This window comes from Pseudoalteromonas sp. SWYJZ12 (assembly GCF_015864395.1).
Classification (GTDB): Bacteria; Pseudomonadota; Gammaproteobacteria; order Enterobacterales; family Alteromonadaceae; genus Pseudoalteromonas; species Pseudoalteromonas arctica.
On record NZ_JADYXH010000003.1, the window covers coordinates 169,593 to 188,089 of the forward strand.

Genomic DNA, 18,497 nt, shown 5'->3' on the forward strand with positions numbered 1-18,497 from the left:
CTGTTTTAGTCCATTTTAAAACCATTTTTATGCGACTTTAGGTTAATAGTGTCGACAATGAGCGTGTTTTTTAGCCATTTTGATAGGTTTAAGGGTTGACATGATTTTTTAATAAGCCCATAGTAACTACATCAATTGTCGACAATCTAAAAAATAACTTATGACACACACATTTTTAAACGAAGCGCCTATAACTACCGCATCAGATCAAGTATTTGTAGATATGCGCCGTGAGATTGTTGAAGGCAGTATAGTTCAAGGCAGTAAAATATCAGAGCCTGAGCTTGCCAAGCGTTATGGTGTAAGCCGTGCAACGCTTAGAGAGGCGTTAAATCGCTTAGAAAGTTGCTACCTTGTTGAGCGTAAAGCTAACGTAGGTTGCCGAGTAGTAGCACTTACTGCAGAGCGTTTGATTGAAGTTTACCAAGTTCGCAGTTCGCTTGAAGGCTTGGCATGTAGGCTTGCTGCCGACAATATGGAACCCGAAGAAGTAAAAGGCTTAAAGCAATTACTTAATCAGCACCTACAAACACAACGTGTTAAAGAAGGCGAATCTTACTATCAAGAAGCCGGCGATTTAGATTTTCATTACCGTATTATTCAAGGCAGTAAAAACGCGCATTTAATTCATTTACTGTGTAATGAGCTCTATCAATTAATACGGATGTACCGTGTACAAATGGGCATGGTGGGGCCGCGTGTATCAAAAGCGTTTGATGAGCATTTAGCTATTATTAACGCCATTGAAAACCACGATGGCGAGCTGGCCGAAATGCTTATGAAGCGCCACATCAGCGCATCGCAAGCAAATATCCAAACCAAATTTGATTTATTAGCTAAGCAAAAAGCATAAGCTGTTAAAAGTTAAAAGTTAAAAGTTAAAAGTTAAAAGCTAGCAAAAGCAGTTAAACAGTCACAATTACAGATTAAAACTATAAGTTACTCCACGTAGCAACCGTTCAAAGTGAGGAGAAAGTAATGTCAGCAGGATTAAAATTTAAACACGCTATTGCCAATAACCGCCCGTTACAAGTGGTAGGTACTATTAACGCCTACACAGCGATGATGGCTGAAAAAATGGGTCACCAAGCTATTTACCTCTCAGGTGCCGGTGTTGCAAACGCTTCGTTTGGTATGCCTGACTTAGGTATGACAAGCCTTGATAACGTGCTTGAAGATATTCGTCGTATTACGGGTGCGAGCGATTTACCACTACTTGTTGATGCCGATACCGGTTGGGGTGGGGCGTTTAACATTGCACGCACAGTAAAAGAAATGACTAAAGCCGGTGCGGCGGGTTTTCATATAGAAGACCAAGTAGCGCAAAAACGCTGTGGTCATCGCCCTAATAAAGAAATTGTAAGCCAAGGTGAAATGGTTGACCGCATTAAAGCGGCGGTTGATGCAAAAACCGACAGCGATTTTTATATTATGGCCCGTACCGATGCATTTCAAAAAGAAGGTTTAAATGCCGCTATTGACCGTGCAGCTGCCTGTGTTGAAGCGGGTGCTGACGCTATTTTTGCAGAAGCCGTACACGACCTTGCTGATTACCAAGCATTTGCAAAAGCGATTAACGTTCCAATTTTGGCAAACATTACTGAATTTGGCCAAACACCTATTTACACTAAAGAGCAGTTAAGCGATGTAGGCGTTGAAATGGTGCTTTACCCACTAAGTGCATTTAGAGCCATGAACAAAGCAGCATTAAACGTGTATTCAGCAATTTTAAATGAAGGTTCTCAACAAAGCCAAATTGAAAATATGCAAACGCGTTCTGAGCTTTACGACTTTTTAGATTACCACACGTACGAGAAAACACTCGACACCCTTTTTTCATCAAAATCTGACAAATAATAATTATTAAAATAGATATCACACACAAATTTAAGATAGGAGAAGATCATGGTAGATAAAGCATTAGGCGGCGCGGGTTTACGCGGACAAGTGGCTGGTCAAACAGCATTGTGTACTGTTGGGCAAAGTGGTTCTGGTTTAACGTATTGTGGTTACGATATTAGCGAACTTGCTGAAAAAGCGCAGTTTGAAGAAGTGTCTTTTTTACTTTCACGCGGTGAGTTACCTACAACAAACGAACTGGCTGAGTATAAAGCTAAACTTAAAAGCTTACGCGGCTTACCAGATGCACTTAAAACCGTGCTTGAAAATATTCCTAAAGATGCGCATCCAATGGATGTAATGCGCACAGGTTGCTCAATGTTGGGTAACCTTGAAATGGAGCTTGATTTTAGCGAAGCTAATGATGCAATCGACCGTATGGTTGCTGTGTTCCCAAGTATTATTTGTTACTGGTACCGCTTTACACATGATGGCGTACGCATTGAAACACAAACTGATGACGACTCTGTTGGCGCACATTTTTTAACACTGTTACATGACAAAGCACCTAGTGATTTATTTGCACAAGTGATGAATGTATCACTAATTTTATACGCAGAGCATGAGTTTAATGCTTCTACATTTGCGGGTCGTGTGTGTGCATCAACGCTTTCTGATATTCACTCTTGTGTAACAGGTGCGATTGGTACGCTGCGTGGTCCACTTCATGGTGGTGCTAACGAAGCAGCTATGGATATGATTCAAGGTTTCACAAGTGCTGAACATGCTGAGCAAGAAGTAATGGGCATGCTTGAACGTAAAGATAAAATTATGGGCTTTGGTCACGCGATTTATCGCGAGTCTGATCCACGCAATGTAATTATTAAAAAGTGGTCTGAAAAACTAGCTAGTGAAGTAGGCGATACGGTGCTTTATCCTGTGTCTGTTCGTTGTGAAGAGATTATGTGGCGCGAGAAAAAGCTGTTTTGTAATGCCGATTTTTTCCATGCGTCTGCTTATCATTTTATGGATATTCCGACTAAATTATTTACGCCAATATTTGTAATGAGCCGTGTTACTGGTTGGACTGCGCATGTAAAAGAGCAACGCGCTAACAACCGTATTATCCGCCCAAGTGCCGATTACACAGGCCCTGATGCACGTAGTTACACACCAATAGAGTCACGTTAAAAAATGAGTGAGCACGCATGTGCTCACTTTTTTATTGCACATAGCCACTAGCGAGCAGTTTTTCTCAAACTTTTCATTAAACACGTTAGCTGTGAGCAAACACCGTCACCAAATTAGCGAACCCTTACCATGACCATAATTAATAACACCCAATACCGTAAACCCTTACCAGGCTCAAATGTCGACTACTACGATACGCAAGAAGCCGTAGATGCAATTAAGCCAGGTGCATACGCCACGCTACCTTATTCATCACGTGTATTTGCCGAAAACCTAGTACGCCGATGCGACCCTGCCATGTTAACCGATGCACTTAATCAGCTAATTGAGCGCAAGCAAGATTTAGATTTTCCGTGGTATCCGGCGCGCGTAGTATGCCACGATATTTTAGGCCAAACGGCACTTGTTGATTTAGCAGGTTTGCGTGATGCAATTGCAGCTAAAGGCGGCGATCCGGCAAAAGTGAATCCTGTGGTACCCACGCAGTTAATAGTGGATCATTCACTAGCGGTAGAGCATGCCGGTTTTGATCCTGACGCATTTGAAAAAAACCGCGCCATTGAAGACAGACGAAATGATGACCGTTTTCACTTTATCAACTGGACAAAAACTGCCTTTAAAAATATTGACGTTATTCCACCGGGTAATGGCATTATGCATCAAATTAACCTTGAAAAAATGTCGCCGGTTATTCAAAACCGAGATGGCATTGCATTCCCAGATACACTAGTTGGCACCGACAGTCACACACCACATGTTGATGCGCTGGGCGTTATTGCTGTGGGCGTAGGTGGGCTTGAAGCTGAAAGCGTAATGCTTGGCCGTGCTTCTTATATTCGCTTGCCTGATATTGTCGGTGTTGAGCTAACAGGCAAGCGCCAACCCGGTATTACCGCAACCGATATTGTGTTGGCTATTACTGAATTTTTACGTGAGCAACGTGTTGTTTCTACTTATTTAGAGTTTTACGGTGAAGGTGCCGACGCGCTTACTCTTGGCGACAGAGCAACCATTTCGAACATGACGCCTGAATTTGGCGCAACTGCAGCCATGTTTTATATTGATGATAAAACAATAGATTACTTGCGTTTAACAGGCCGTGAAGAAGAACAAATAGCCCTTGTAGAAAACTACGCTAAAACAGCAGGCCTTTGGAGCGATAGCTTAAAAACCGCAAAATATGAGCGTGTGCTTAAGTTTGATTTATCAAGCGTGGGGCGCAATATTGCCGGTCCATCTAATCCACACCGCCGTGTATCGACAAGCGATTTAGCTAAAGAAGGTATTTCGGGTGTTGTTGAAAATGAAGAAGGCTTAATGCCAGACGGCGCGTGTATTATTGCCGCTATTACTAGCTGTACTAATACGAGTAATCCACGCAATGTAATTGCCGCTGCACTACTTGCCCGTAACGCAAATGCTAAGGGTTTAATGCGTAAACCTTGGGTTAAAACTTCATTAGCACCGGGCTCAAAAGCAGTGCAATCATACCTTGAAGACGCAAACCTACTAACAGAGCTTGAGCAACTTGGCTTTGGCATTGTTGGTTTTGCGTGTACTACCTGTAATGGGATGAGCGGGGCGCTTGACCCTGTTATTCAAAAAGAAGTAATCGATCGCGATTTATACACTACAGCGGTGCTTTCGGGCAATCGTAACTTTGATGGGCGCATTCATCCTTATGCTAAGCAAGCATTTTTAGCTTCACCTCCTTTAGTTGTTGCGTACGCTATTGCAGGTACTATTCGCTTTGATATTGAAAAAGGGATACTAGGGCAAGATCAACAAGGCAACGATATTACGCTTAAAGATTTATGGCCGTCTGACGAAGAGATTGATGCAGTAATTAAGCAAAGCGTTAAGCCAGAGCAATTTAGAAAAGTGTACGAGCCAATGTTTAATTTAACCGTAGATTACGGTGAAGATAACGACCCACTTTACTACTGGCGCCCAGAAAGTACGTACATTCGTCGCCCTCCTTATTGGGAAGGTGCACTTGCGGGTGAGCGCACAATGACCGGTATGCGTGCGCTTGCTGTACTTGGCGATAACATTACAACGGATCATTTATCGCCATCAAACGCAATTATGGCAAGCAGCGCTGCTGGCGAATACCTGACCAAAATGAACGTCCCAGAGGAAGACTACAACTCGTACGCAACGCACCGGGGCGATCATTTAACAGCGCAGCGCGCAACCTTTGCCAATCCAAAACTACTTAATGAAATGGTACTGGATGAAAACGGCAACGTTAAACAAGGTTCTTACGCACGCTTAGAACCACAAGGCACTAATACCCGTATGTGGGAAGCAATCGAAGCCTACATGGAGCGTAAACAACCGCTTATTATTGTAGCCGGTGCCGATTACGGCCAAGGTTCGTCGCGCGATTGGGCTGCAAAAGGCGTAAGACTTGCAGGCGTTGAAGTAATAGCAGCTGAGGGCTTTGAGCGTATTCACCGCACTAACCTAATTGGTATGGGTGTTTTACCGCTTGAGTTTAAAGCAGGCACAACGCGTAAAACTCTAAAGCTGGATGGCAGCGAAACGTACGATGTAGCAGGCGATTTAAAACCAGGTGCCACCGTTAATTTAAGTATTACTCGTAAAGACGGTGAAGTACTCACTGTGCCTATGAAGTGCCGTATCGATACCCAAGAAGAGCTTTCTATTTACGCGGCTGGTGGTGTGTTACAACGCTTTGCACAAGACTTTTTAGAAGCAGCACAATCTGCATAAGGGCAAGCATTATGTTTAAACCGCAAATTAAAGTGCCTGCAACCTATATGCGTGGCGGCACCAGTAAAGGTGTGTTTTTTAATTTAACTGATTTGCCAAAGCCTGCTCAAGTAGCAGGCGAGGCGCGGGATAATTTATTACTGCGTGTTATTGGCAGCCCCGATCCGTATGCTAAGCAAACGGATGGCATGGGTGGTGCTACATCAAGTACCAGTAAAACTGTAATTTTAAGTAAAAGTGAACAAACTGACCACGATGTAGATTATTTATTTGGTCAAGTGGCAATAGATAAACCTTTTGTAGATTGGAGCGGTAACTGCGGTAACTTAACCTCAGCAGTGGGTGCTTTTGCCATTAGTAATGGTTTGGTCGATAAAAGCAGAGTACCCGATAACGGTGTTGCTATCGTGCGTGTGTGGCAGGCTAATATTAAAAAAAGCATATTAGTGCATGTCCCCATGACAAATGGCGAAGTACAAGAAACCGGCGACTTTGAGCTCGATGGCGTTACATTTGCAGCAGCTGAAGTAAAACTTGAATTTATTGACCCCGCTGATGGCGATGGCGCGTTATTTCCAACTGGTAATGTAGTTGATGATTTAGAAGTACCGGGTGTTGGTACTTTAAAAGCAACAATGATAAATGCAGGTATTCCTACCATATTTATTAACGCCACTGATATTGGTTATACCGGCACAGAGCTGCAAGACGATATAAATAACGATGTTGCAGCGCTTGAAAAGCTTGAAACCATTCGTGCTTATGGCGCTGTTAAAATGGGTTTAATCACTAACATTAGTGAAGCGCAAGCTCGCCAACATACGCCTAAAGTTGCGTTTGTTGCAGCGCCTTTAGATTATACAGCGTCTAGCGGTAAGCTTATTGAGGCTGCAAATATTAACTTACTCGTGTGCGCTATGTCGATGGGTAAGCTGCATCATGCCATGATGGGCACAGCTGCGGTTGCTATTGGCACTGCTGCCGCGATTGAAGGCACACTCGTTAATATAGCCGCAGGTGGCGGTGTATTGAGTGAAGTTAACTTTGGTCACCCGTCAGGTACGCTAAAAGTAGGTGCTGAAGCTAAAAATAATGCAGGCAACTGGCTAGTTACCAAAGCAAGTATGAGCCGAAGTGCACGGGTATTAATGGAAGGGGTTGTAAGAGTCCCTCAGTAGTTCCTCATTAATAACTATCGTACAGCCATCGCATAAGTATTGTGATTAATTTACAGCATCAAAATACTTATGCGCTTTGTGCTTTCATTATTGTCATAATTAATAACAAAACAGCACTAACTCATAGTGCCTGAATCAAGGTAGCTGCCGATCCCGAGTGTAAACATCCATATCCCCCATAAACTATGCTCAATAACACACACGACGGTTGAGCGGCTTTGTGCATAGGTATAAGCAAACAGTAAGCCACCTAAAAAGGCTAAGGCTACTGCAATCCAATTTGCATACACAATATGCGCCAACGCAAATACACTCGCACTAACTACAATACGCACTGCTTTTTTGGGCATGATGCGCTTATAACGATGAAAAAAATACGTTCTGAATATTAATTCTTGAGGAATAACCGACAGTATTGGGTAGAGTAGCAACAGTAAAAGCCAATCATTAAACGAGTTACGGGGAAGGGTAAACCAGTTGCCTTGATGAATAATCCCGTAAAACATACCTGAGAACAGTGCACCTAAAAAAAAGAAGCTAAACACACGTTTTTTAACAGCAGAAAATTGCCCAAGGCTTGTAAGCCTAAAACGTTTAAAATGCGGATCGCCCAGTAGCAACATACAACACACGCTCATTAAAATAATAAGCGCAGGAATAAGCCAGTTAGCTAAATACTCGCGTAATACAAAACCCAACAAGGGTAGTAACACAAAAATGAGGGTAAATTCAAACCAGCGATATTGATTGGCGTTCAAGGTCGTCTCAACTTGTTTTTTTAATAAACTATCAAGCTAAGACGACATTTTTATGACGAGGGGGCTTACTTTGCTGGTTCTTCACTAGGGAGGTATTTGTACAAGGCAATAATAGTGGCAAAAATACTCACAAAGGTAATACCCATTAAACCAAACACTTTAAAATTAACCCAAAAGTCGAGCGAAAAATTATATGCAATATAAATGTTTAGTGCTGCGATGCCAGCAGTTATAGCAACCCACATTAGGTTAAGCTTATCCCATAATGGTTCTGGGACAACAATGGCTTGTTTTGTATCATTAGCATTTTCGAGTATTGAACTAAGCGCTTTTTTAACGAGATTTTTCTTAAGTACATAACGGCTAACAAGTAACGTTAAGCTTAAACCTGCGTATATGAGTGTTGCTTTCCATTTTATGTATTGCTCATCATGAAGTACCAGCGTTAACGTACCAAACACAGCAGCAATGCCAAAAAATATCCACTGACGAGTAGGCACAGTTCCATGTTTAAAGTAGCTATAAGCAACTTGAATGAGCGTAGTGGCCATTAATAAACCGGTAGCCCAGTAAATATCGACTAGCTTGAAAACTGCAAAAAACAGTATGAGTGGAATGTATTCAATTAATGCGTGCATATACTACCTAAATTATACAAAAAAGAGTCAAAGGCTTTTTACCACATAAAGCTTAGCAACTACAAGGTTGACTTGTTGCCCTGTAACCCTTAGCCTGCGTGGCTTTATTGCCAATTTGGTTTGGTATTCTTTATATCATCATATTCCCACGCTTAACCAACACTGATTTGGCGTGTATTTAGGAGCCTAAAATGAATAAAGCAGAACTCGTTGCTGCCATTGCACACAAAAGTGAATTAACAAAAAAAGATTCTCAAGCGGCGCTTTCAAGCTTGCAAAAAGTAATTACTAAATCGCTTTCTGAGGGCGATCAGGTTCAAATTAATGGCTTTGGTACGTTTGCACTAAGTTATTACCCAGCGCGTACTGGGCGTAACCCGCAAACAGGGGCTGCAATTGAAATAGAAGGCGCAAATAAAGCGGTTTTTAAACCGGCTAAAGCGTTAAAAGATCTACTTTAAATTTATTTAAGGTTTTAAACCCCGTATTGATAGATAAGTTACATGAGCGCGAAGTAAATTCGCACCTACGGGTATATGTCGTAGGTGAGGTTTTGCACCTCGCGTTTGGTGGCTTTAAATTATATGAGCTGGAAATAAATTCGCACCTATGTAGATTATTCATAATCTCTAAATGATTTACATGGCATTATAAATCCCACAGACATTAAATCCTTTATTTTCAATTGCTTGTTATCGGCATGCATTATGCTGTTTAACTGTGTGTTTCGAACATATTTTTAAACAATACCAATCAGCTTATATATGGGGTCTATTGAACGTTAAGAAAATCACGCTAGAACTAGGCAAAAATTTTTCGTATTTAGTTGTTCTAAATGAAAGATTTTTAACAACGTTATAGTGCGATTTAATTCGTTAAATTGCTCAAAGATTTATGCAGGTTGGTATAACATAAGGAGATCTCAATGAGTACATTACAAACAAGCACGCGTTTACAAGGCAAAAAAATTGCAATTCTAGCCACTGATGGATTTGAGCAAAGTGAGCTTTTATCTCCACGCAGCGCATTACTTGATGCTGGTGCAAACATCGAGATAGTATCAATTAAAGAAGGCCAAATTACGGGCTGGGATGAAGACAAGTGGGGCGATAAAGTAACAGTAGATAAACTAGTTACAAACGCAGACCCCGCTGATTATGACGCGCTTATGCTACCTGGTGGTTTATTTAACCCAGACAGTTTACGCCAAGATAAAGATGCTAAAGCCTTTATTGATGGCTTTTTTGGGGCAGAAAAAAACAAACCCGTTGCTGCTATTTGCCATGCGCCGTGGCTGTTAGCCGAAATTAATAAACTGCGTGACCGTACTATTACCTCTTTTCCAAGTATTAAAAGCGATTTAATTAATGCAGGTGCCAATTGGGTTGACCAAGAAGTATGTGTAGATAAAGGCTTAGTAACGAGCCGAAGCCCAGCTGATTTAGAAGCATTCAATGCTAAATTTATTGAAGAGATTTTAGAGGGTAAACACCAAGCTCACTAATTTTCTTTTTAAAACGTTTGGATATTGATACAGCGTTTGATTTTAAAAAACAAAAAAGGGCATTTTAAATGCCCTTTTTTTAATGCGTATAAAACACGCCCTAGTTAGCTTATAGCGATGGCTTAAAGCGATGTAGCTGCTTTCATATCGGCTACAAATGCTTTTAGTTGCGCGGTCATTGTTGGTAAATCATTAAGGTTAGCTTCAATAATTTTAACTACAGCAGAGCCTGAAATAGCACCGGCTGCTCCTGCATTAAGAGCCGCTTTTACATCATCTGGTGTTGAAATACCAAACCCTAAAAGAGCAGGGGCTGCATGGTATTCTTTTAATTTAGTAACAATATTACCAGCAGGCATTTGTGCTTTAGTATCGGTACCGGTAACACCTGCGCGCGATAGTAAATACGTGTAACCACGACCGTAAGAGGCGCACTGGCGAAGTGTGTCGTCATCGGCATTTGGTGTTGCAATAAAAATTGGGTCTACACCGTTATCCATAGCTGACTTTCTAAACATTTTAGATTCATGCAGAGGCACATCAGCCACTAAAATTGAGTCTACGCCTACTGCTTTTGCATCTTTATAAAATGCTTCTATACCGCGTTTAAACACAAGGTTTGAATACAATAATAAGCCAATTGGAATATCGGCATTATACTCACGTATTTCTTTAATAATATCAAAGCAATCTTGTGTATTAATGTGCACATCGAGTGCGCGAATATTAGCTTTTTGAATTACTGGACCATCTGCAATTGGGTCAGAAAACGGAATACCAAGCTCAAGCGCATCTGCTCCGCCGTCAATTAGACTTTTAATAATCGCAATACTTTGCTCTTTACCTGGGTCGCCAATCGTTACAAATGGTACAAAAGCACCTTGTTTTTGCTCGTTAAGCGCTGCAAACATTTTGCCGTAACGATCCGTTTTTACTTGGCTCATAGCTGACCTCTTTCAGTTAGTACATTGTGAACGTGTGCTAAATCTTTATCGCCACGACCACTTAAATTAATCACTATAACACTTTCCTCGGTTAGCTCCTCTGCGTACTTAAGCGCATAAGCTAACGCATGGCTTGATTCAAGCGCCGGAATAATCCCTTCATTTTTAGCAAGCGACTGAAACGCATCAAGCGCTTCTGTATCGGTAATACCCACGTATTGAGCGCGACCAGTTTCGTGTAAAAATGCATGCTGAGGACCAACAGCTGGGTAATCAAGGCCCGCTGATACAGAGTAAGACTCTTCAATTTGGCCATCATCATTTTGCATAATGTACGTATAAGTACCGTGCAATATGCCTTTTGTGCCTTTACAAATTGTTGCACCGTGCTCATTTGTATCAAGACCTTTACCAGCAGGCTCAACACCAATTAATTTAACGCCTGGCTCGTCAATAAAATCAGTAAACATACCAATTGCGTTTGAACCACCACCAACACAGGCAATAACAGCGTCAGGTAAACGACCTTCTGCTTTAAGTACTTGTTGCTTAGCTTCTTCACCAATAATTTTTTGATACTCGCGTACAATTGTTGGGAATGGGTGAGGACCCGCAGCTGTACCTAGTAGGTAGTGCGCGTCTTGGTAGTTTGCTGACCAGTCACGCAGCGCTTCATTTACTGCATCTTTTAATGTGCCAGAACCCGCTGTTACTGGAATAACCTCTGCGCCCATTAACTTCATTCTAAATACGTTAGGTTGCTGACGATCAACGTCTTTTGCACCCATATAAATACGACATTTTAAACCCAGTAAGGCACACGCTAGCGCTGTTGCAACGCCGTGTTGACCGGCACCTGTTTCAGCAATAACTTGTTTTTTACCCATACGCTTAGTAAGTAACGCCTGACCAAGTACTTGGTTCGTTTTGTGTGCGCCGCCGTGTAATAAGTCTTCGCGCTTTAGATACAGTTTTACTTTTGGGTTTTTAACTAAATTGCGCGTTAAAGTAAGTGGGGTAGGACGACCCGCATACTCGTTTAATAATTTACTTAGCTCTGCCTGAAACTCAGGATCTTTTTGTGCTTTGTTAAATTCATTTTCTAACTGCTTAAGCGCAGGGACAAGTAACTCGGGTACAAACATACCGCCAAACTCGCCAAAATAAGCTGGATTTTGCATTTTAACCTCAATAATTTCTGATGCTTGTAAAAGCATTATGTAATTTGTTAGGGCACTTTTTACCCGCAGATTCTTCAACGCCTGAGTTTAAATCAAGGCCTAAGGCACCTTTAAAAAGCGCATCTTTAATATTGTCTGGATTTAAGCCTCCAGCGAGCATAAATGGTGTAGTTGCGCCGCTAAGCACCGACCAATCAAATGCTTTACCAGTACCGCCAGCTTGTGTATCACTGTGCGTATCGTAAAGGTGTCGATCAACCCCATTTACAGGCGTTGGCAATGCATCTTTTATTGCTTGGGCTTTCCAAATTTCGCAATTAGTTGGAAGTTGTGTACGCAGCGCAGCAATGTAATCGTCACTTTCTTGGCCATGTAATTGAACTGCCGCTAATTTTAGCACACTTGCGTATTGAGCAACTTGCTCAATGGGAGCATCTACAAATACACCAACAAAGTTAAGTGGTGCGCTTTGGCTCAGCTCTCTTGCACAATCTAAATCGACATAGCGAGGCGATTTAGGATGAAAAATTAAACCACCATAAACAGCACCGTTTTGATATGCCGCTTGTGCATCTTGGCTACGTGTTAAACCACATACTTTATTGTCGCCTAAAATAACACGGCGACATGCTTGCTCTAAATCACGCTCGCCCATAAGTGAGCTGCCAATTAAAAAGCCATCGCATAATGGAGCTAAACGTTTTACGTCTTGATGGGTGTAAATACCCGATTCCGAAATAACCACTTTATCAGCCGGAATAAGCTTTCGTAGTTTTTCAGTAGTGGCTAAGTCGGTGCTTAAATCGCGTAAATCGCGGTTATTAATACCAATAATTTGTGCATCAAGCGCAAGTGCGCGGTGTACTTCTTCTTCATTACTTACTTCGGTTAACACCGACATATTAAGTGAATCGGCAACAGCATGCAGTGCTTTATAGCTTTCGTCATCGAGTACCGAAAGCATCAGTAATATAGCATCACCGCCATAAATACGTGCCATGTACACTTGGTACTCATCTATAAAAAAGTCTTTACAGATAAGCGGTTGTTCTACTTGGCTGCGCACAAATTCAAGATAATCAAAACTGCCTTGAAAATATTTAGCATCAGTTAACACACTCATGCAGGTAGCGTATTTTTTATAAACTGAGGTAATTTCAGTTAAATCAAATGGGTTTCTAATTAACCCTTTTGAAGGCGATGCTTTTTTACACTCTAAAATAAACTGAGTGCCAGGTGCTGCAAGTGCTTTATAAAAGCTACGACTTGTAGGCACTGCAAGATACTTAAAGCTTTCAAGCGGACGTGCAGCTTTTCTCTCAATTAGTTCTAATTTTTTATCAGCAACAATTTTGTCTAATACATTAGCCATTACTTACCTCAATAATTGCACTTAGTGTGTTCATGGCTTGCCCTGAACTTAATAATGTTTGTACTTGTTTTGCCCCTTCTTTTAACGTTTCTGCTTTACCTGTTAGGTATAAAAGGGCAGCTACGTTAACCACAATAGCAGCATTATGTGCATCTGTGCCTTTGCCTTGCAAGATGGCGAGGCTAGCATTTGCGTTGTATTGTGGGCCTTCACCAGCGAGTTGTTCAAGTGAATAGTTTGCAAGGTCGAAGTCGCTTGGGTTTAGTGTGTACTGCGTAATCTCGCCATTATTTAGCTCAACTACCGTTGTTGGGCCGTGTAGGGCTATTTCGTCAGTGCCCGAGCCGTGAACAATCATAGCGCGCTTTGTGCCAAGGGTTTTAAGTGTTTGTGCCATTGGCATACACAATGCTTCGTTATAGACGCCGAGTAATTGCACTTCAGGTGCAGCAGGGTTAGCAAGCGGACCTAAAATATTGAAAATAGTGCGTGTTTTAAGCGATGTTCGTACGCCCATCGCATGGCGTACGCCACTGTGATAGTGCGGTGCAAACAAAAAGGTAAAATTGGTTTGCTCAAGACATTTTGCTGCTTGCTCTGGGCTCATATCTATATTAATGCCCAGGGCTTTGAGTAAATCGGCTGAGCCTGAATTACTGGATACACTGCGATTACCATGTTTTACCATGTTAATACCGGCAGCAGCGGCAACAATTGCAGCCGTTGTACTTATATTAATTGTGTTTGAACCATCGCCACCAGTGCCACAGCTATCGGCAAGTTGCGTACTGCTGGTAGTAAAAGCAACGGCGTTTTCGCGCATTGAGGCTGCAGCGCCTGCAATTTCGTCGCTTACTTCGCCTTTAATTTTAAGGCTTATAAGTAGGGCGGTTAGCTCAATTTCACTCATATTACCTTGCATTATTTCATCAAAAAGCGCTTTGGCGTCTGCGTAACTTAATGATTGCCCCGTAATTAGTTGTTCAATAGCGTGTTGAACATTTATGGGTTGTTCTGGTTGTGTACTCATAATGTCCTCTTTTATTTGGCACGTGTTAAGTAGGCTACACTTTGCTGAAGTAGCATTGCGCCGTTCGGCGTTAGTATTGACTCTGGATGAAACTGGTAACCCAATGCGTTGTCATCATGATGATAAATAGCCATAGGGATATCTTCATACTGGGCAATAACCTCAATATTATCAGGTACCTTTGTTGCCATTAAGGAATGATAACGTGCAACAGGCATTGTATTGCCCATACCATCAAATACAGGGTGCTCGCCTAAATTAATAATTGAAGACTTACCATGTACGGTTTCACCGGCATGACCGATTACTCCGCCATAGCTTTGGGTTAACGCTTGTTGACCCAAACAAATACCCAGCATAGGGAAGTGCCCTTTAGAGAGCTCAATAAGCTCCATCAAACAGCCTGCATCGCTTGGTGTGCCAGGACCTGGCGAAAGTACCAATAGCACTTGACCTTGTTCTTGGCGCATTTTGTTAAAAATAACCTCAGCGCTAATGTTGTTTCTGTAAACAACCAGTTCGCAGCCAAGCATCGTTAGCTCATCAACAAGGTTATATGTAAATGAGTCAAAGTTATCTAAAAAATAGATTTTAATAGGATTCGCTTTACTCATTTTATACCGCCTTATACGTAGATTTTATGGCGGTGATAACCGCTTGTGCTTTAGCGCGAGTTTCATTTGCTTCAGAAATAGGATCTGAGTCAAACACCACACCGGCACCAGCCTGTACATAAGCTATATTATTTTTAACAAAAGCTGAGCGAATAACAATACAGCTATCCATTGCACCGTCACCGGTTAAGTAACCTACAGCGCCGCCATAACTGCCACGGCGTTTACCTTCAGTTTGACGTACAAGCTCAGCAGCCCGAACCTTTGGTGCACCAACAAGCGTGCCCATGTTCATACAAGCTTGGTAAGCATGCAGTGCATCAAGCTCGGGTTTTAGTGTGCCAACAACGCGTGACACTAAATGCATTACTTGTGAATAACGGTCTACTTTTAATAGCTCTTTGGCAAAACGAGTACCTGCAACACTAATACGTGCTACGTCGTTACGGGCTAAATCGACAAGCATTAAATGCTCGGCGCGCTCTTTTTGATCGTTTCTAAGTTCAAGTTCGATACGGCTGTCTAGGTCTGGGTTTATTTGCCCATTAGCAAATTTGCCACGTGGGCGAGTGCCAGCAATTGGGTATACTTCAACTTGCTGAGATTGCACTGTGTATTTAAGTGCTGATTCAGGCGATGCGCCAAATAAAGCAAAGTCTTCATCGCGCATATAAAACATATACGGACTTGGATTTTGCTTTTTAAGCTGGCTATAAGCATGCAAAGCGTCAGGACAAGGTAGTGAAAATGTACGCGATGGCACTACCTGAAAAATATCACCGTCTACAATATTCTTTTTAAGCTTAACTACTTGCTCGCAGTAAGTGTCATCGTCTATATCAACGCTTACCTCACATTCGCCACTTTGCATATCCGCACTAAATTCTGAGGCGTTATCGCACAGTGTATTTAATCGCTCTAGCTCTTTGCCTACTTCAAAGCAATTTGCATGTACGTCAGGGCCGTTAAATACATTACCAATGAGTTCGGTTGTTTGTTTTTGATGATCAATAACAACTAAGGTTTCGGCTAAATAAAATACGTAATCTGGGCACGTATTTTCGCCATCAGGTACATCACTTAACTGCTCAAAGTTTGCTACCATATCGTAGGCAAATACACCGCCTAAAAATAACGAAAATGGATTGTTAGTTGTGCTTTTAATACTGTTAATACAAGTACGAAGGGCGCTAAATGCGTTATCTGCAATTAGTTTACTCGCTTCGTCAGTATCGCCGCTAGTGTCTAAATAACACAGGGTAAGTGTTGCGCCGTCTAAAGTAGCGTCACAGCTTTTAACATTTGCCTGCAAGTAGCTTAGAAGCTGTTGCCCATTATTGGATTGAGCAGTAATAGTAACTGTTTTACCTTGGCATACAATGCGCAGTGCGCAGTCGACTAAAATTAAACTTTTTACACTGTCTTTAGAATCAATCTCAGCCGATTCAAGCAGTAGTGAGTTAGGCTTATCAAGTGCCGCGTATAATGCAAGAGGGCTACTAATATAGTCGCGTACTTGCGTAATGCTTGTTACTTCGCCTGGTGTGGTAGTTATATGACTAAAAATCAAACCTCATTCCCTCAAAAAATTAAACCCCGCAGTGCTTTTGCAATGCGGGGTTTGACTAACGATATCTAAATTACAAACAGATCATTACCGTCCCGCTATATCAGGCGCCACCACCAACGATGTGTAAGAGTAAGACCGTTATTCATGTTTTTCTGCCTCAAAATTTATTAAATATTTTTAACGTATACGTTTCGTAAAATTTAGTTATAAAAAAACCCGCATAGTTGCGGGTTTTGAATTTTTGTTAGACACGACAATTCATCACCCGATAATTACGAGTGCCACCACCAAATAGTGTTTAAGTTTGAATTGATCATTATTGTTAATTCTTAATGTGTCTGAAAGTGGCTACAGTAAAACGTATCTTATGCTTTTGTGTCAAGTGTTTATTTAAAACAATTTAGTCAAAAAAGTTGTTATACTTACATAAACACTAGTAACCCTTAATTTTAAGCAGTTTTCTTTTGATAAAATATGATTTACATAGCCATACCACACATTCAGACGGGCGTTTAACGGTTGAAGAATTATTGCATCGCGCTGTTGATAAAAATATTGATGTGTTTGCTATTACCGATCATGACACTGTGGCAGCCATTAAGCCTGCGCAGCAATTTATTAAAACCGAAAACTTACCGCTTTCATTAATAACGGGTACCGAAGTGTCTACTAAATGGGAAAGCTTCGAAATTCATATTGTAGGTTTAAATATTGATATTAATAATATTGACCTTACCTCTTTATTATCAGCTCAGCAGCAAAAGCGAGAAGAGCGTGCACTAGAAATTGGTGTTCGCCTTGCAAAAAATGGCTTTGATGGCATTTACGAGCAAGCTAAAGAGCTGGCAAAAGACGCGCAAATAACGCGTGCACATTTTGCACGCGCCCTTATTGAGCGCGGTGTTGCTAAAAATTTCCCGGGTGTTTTTAAAAAGTACTTAGGGCGTGGCAAAACAGGCTACGTACCAAGTTGCTGGTGCACCATGCAAACCGCTATTGAGGCCATACATGCCGCTGGTGGTGTTGCTGTACTTGCGCATCCAAGTAGCTATCAAATGTCAAACAAGTGGCTACGCAAATTATTAGTAGAATTTAAAAGTGTAGGAGGGGACGCAATGGAAGTTGCACAACCTCAACAGGCGCCAAGCGAACGTCAATTTTTAGGTGAACTCAGCCGTGAGTACGGGCTACTTTGCTCGCAAGGGTCTGATTTTCATTTTCCGACAAGCTATTTAGAGCTTGGCAAAAATTTATACCTACCAAAAGACTGCCAAGGTGTTTGGCAAGCTTGGGAAGGAGAAGAAGGGGCATTAACATGAGTCAATTATTTCATATTCATCCTGATAACCCGCAACCGAGACTGATTAGTCAAGCCGTTGATATTATTAAACAAGGCGGCGTTGTTGTTTACCCAACAGATTCGGGTTACGCCATCGGTTGTAACATTGGTAATAAGCAAGCCAAAGAGCGCATAGAGCGTATTCGTGGTATTGAAAAAAACGATAATTTTACGCTAGTTTGTCGTGATTTATCAGAGTTATCTACTTATGCACGCGTAGATAACCAGCTATTTAGACTCATTAAAAATAATACGCCAGGGCCATATACCTTTATTTTTAAAGGCACAAAAGAAGTCCCTAAACGTTTATTAAACGACAAGAAAAAAACCATTGGCATGCGTGTAATTGAACACCCAATAGCCTGTGCGTTGCTTGCCGAACTTGGTGAGCCGTTAATGTCGTGTTCTTTAATTTTACCAGGTGAGCAGTTTACAGAATCAGATCCTGATGAAATATTAGAGCGATTAGATAAACACGTTGATTTAATTATTCACGGTGGCCACTTAGCCGAGCAAGCAACCACGGTAATCGATTTGTCGGAAGATGAAGTCAAGATTTTACGTGTTGGCTGTGGTGATACAAGCCCGTTTGAGTAATAG

The 18,497-nt window shown here is 41.6% G+C and carries 17 protein-coding genes; 9 read left to right on the forward strand and 8 right to left on the reverse strand.

All coding sequences use genetic code 11. From position 1 onward, the window contains the following. Positions 1-160: 160 nt before the first annotated feature. From I6F42_RS05160 to prpF, 5 genes are all read left to right on the forward strand, one after another. The gene (locus I6F42_RS05160; protein ID WP_002962362.1) at positions 161-853 is read left to right on the forward strand and encodes a GntR family transcriptional regulator; all 693 of its coding nucleotides are present in this window, start codon (positions 161-163) and stop codon (positions 851-853) included. Positions 854-978: 125 nt separating this feature from the next. Next, positions 979-1,857, forward strand: a complete 879-nt coding sequence (prpB, locus tag I6F42_RS05165) for a methylisocitrate lyase (RefSeq protein WP_197151280.1) — start codon at positions 979-981, stop codon at positions 1,855-1,857. Between the two features lie 48 nt (positions 1,858-1,905). Further along, entirely contained in the window at positions 1,906-3,030 is a 1,125-nt protein-coding gene (prpC, locus tag I6F42_RS05170; RefSeq protein WP_197151281.1) for a 2-methylcitrate synthase, read from the forward strand. Positions 3,031-3,159: 129 nt separating this feature from the next. Then, positions 3,160-5,769 (forward strand): Fe/S-dependent 2-methylisocitrate dehydratase AcnD, encoded by a 2,610-nt coding sequence (gene acnD, locus I6F42_RS05175; RefSeq protein WP_197151282.1) that lies wholly within the window; start codon positions 3,160-3,162, stop codon positions 5,767-5,769. Between the two features lie 11 nt (positions 5,770-5,780). Beyond that, complete coding sequence (gene prpF / locus I6F42_RS05180; protein ID WP_197151284.1) at positions 5,781-6,947, forward strand: 2-methylaconitate cis-trans isomerase PrpF; 1,167 nt, start codon at positions 5,781-5,783, stop codon at positions 6,945-6,947. Positions 6,948-7,063: 116 nt separating this feature from the next. On the opposite strand, the gene I6F42_RS05185 is transcribed toward prpF, so the two are convergent. Further along, on the reverse strand, positions 7,064-7,705 hold the full coding sequence (locus I6F42_RS05185) for a CPBP family intramembrane glutamic endopeptidase (RefSeq protein ID WP_197151285.1): 642 nt from the start codon (positions 7,703-7,705) through the stop codon (positions 7,064-7,066). 65 nt (positions 7,706-7,770) lie between these two features. Further along, positions 7,771-8,343, reverse strand: a complete 573-nt coding sequence (locus tag I6F42_RS05190) for an inner membrane-spanning protein YciB (protein ID WP_010554210.1) — start codon at positions 8,341-8,343, stop codon at positions 7,771-7,773. 191 nt (positions 8,344-8,534) lie between these two features. On the opposite strand from I6F42_RS05190, the gene I6F42_RS05195 reads away from it, so the two are divergent. Both I6F42_RS05195 and I6F42_RS05200 read left to right on the forward strand, forming a co-directional pair. Further along, a complete protein-coding gene (locus I6F42_RS05195) occupies positions 8,535-8,804 on the forward strand; it encodes an HU family DNA-binding protein (RefSeq protein ID WP_007375441.1) in 270 nt (89 codons plus the stop codon). Between the two features lie 464 nt (positions 8,805-9,268). Then, entirely contained in the window at positions 9,269-9,847 is a 579-nt protein-coding gene (locus I6F42_RS05200) for a type 1 glutamine amidotransferase domain-containing protein (RefSeq protein ID WP_007582489.1), read from the forward strand. 122 nt (positions 9,848-9,969) lie between these two features. Here the strand turns inward: I6F42_RS05200 and trpA are convergent, their stop codons facing one another. Genes trpA through I6F42_RS05230 form a run of 6 tightly spaced genes read right to left on the reverse strand, consistent with a single transcriptional unit; the run spans position 9,970 to position 16,558 of the window. Then, entirely contained in the window at positions 9,970-10,791 is an 822-nt protein-coding gene (gene trpA, locus I6F42_RS05205; RefSeq protein WP_024590411.1) for a tryptophan synthase subunit alpha, read from the reverse strand. Continuing rightward, the gene (gene trpB, locus I6F42_RS05210) at positions 10,788-11,972 is read right to left on the reverse strand and encodes a tryptophan synthase subunit beta (RefSeq protein ID WP_024590412.1); all 1,185 of its coding nucleotides are present in this window, start codon (positions 11,970-11,972) and stop codon (positions 10,788-10,790) included. Before trpB ends, trpA begins: the two co-directional genes overlap by 4 nt. A 7-nt stretch (positions 11,973-11,979) precedes the next feature. Further along, a complete protein-coding gene (trpCF, locus tag I6F42_RS05215; RefSeq protein WP_197151290.1) occupies positions 11,980-13,344 on the reverse strand; it encodes a bifunctional indole-3-glycerol-phosphate synthase TrpC/phosphoribosylanthranilate isomerase TrpF in 1,365 nt (454 codons plus the stop codon). Next, complete coding sequence (gene trpD, locus I6F42_RS05220; RefSeq protein WP_007582496.1) at positions 13,337-14,374, reverse strand: anthranilate phosphoribosyltransferase; 1,038 nt, start codon at positions 14,372-14,374, stop codon at positions 13,337-13,339. Before trpD ends, trpCF begins: the two co-directional genes overlap by 8 nt. A gap of 11 nt (positions 14,375-14,385) precedes the next feature. Then, positions 14,386-14,988: an aminodeoxychorismate/anthranilate synthase component II gene (locus tag I6F42_RS05225; protein ID WP_007582498.1), complete on the reverse strand. Its 603-nt coding sequence runs from the start codon at positions 14,986-14,988 to the stop codon at positions 14,386-14,388. A gap of 1 nt (position 14,989) precedes the next feature. Beyond that, positions 14,990-16,558: an anthranilate synthase component 1 gene (locus I6F42_RS05230; protein ID WP_197151291.1), complete on the reverse strand. Its 1,569-nt coding sequence runs from the start codon at positions 16,556-16,558 to the stop codon at positions 14,990-14,992. Positions 16,559-17,022: 464 nt separating this feature from the next. Between I6F42_RS05230 and I6F42_RS05235 the strand changes: the two genes are divergently transcribed. After that, positions 17,023-17,877, forward strand: coding sequence for a PHP domain-containing protein (locus I6F42_RS05235; RefSeq protein WP_197151292.1), 855 nt, complete (start codon positions 17,023-17,025; stop codon positions 17,875-17,877). Next, complete coding sequence (locus tag I6F42_RS05240) at positions 17,874-18,494, forward strand: L-threonylcarbamoyladenylate synthase (protein ID WP_024590418.1); 621 nt, start codon at positions 17,874-17,876, stop codon at positions 18,492-18,494. The genes I6F42_RS05235 and I6F42_RS05240 overlap by 4 nt, the downstream gene beginning before the upstream one ends. Positions 18,495-18,497: the final 3 nt, after the last annotated feature.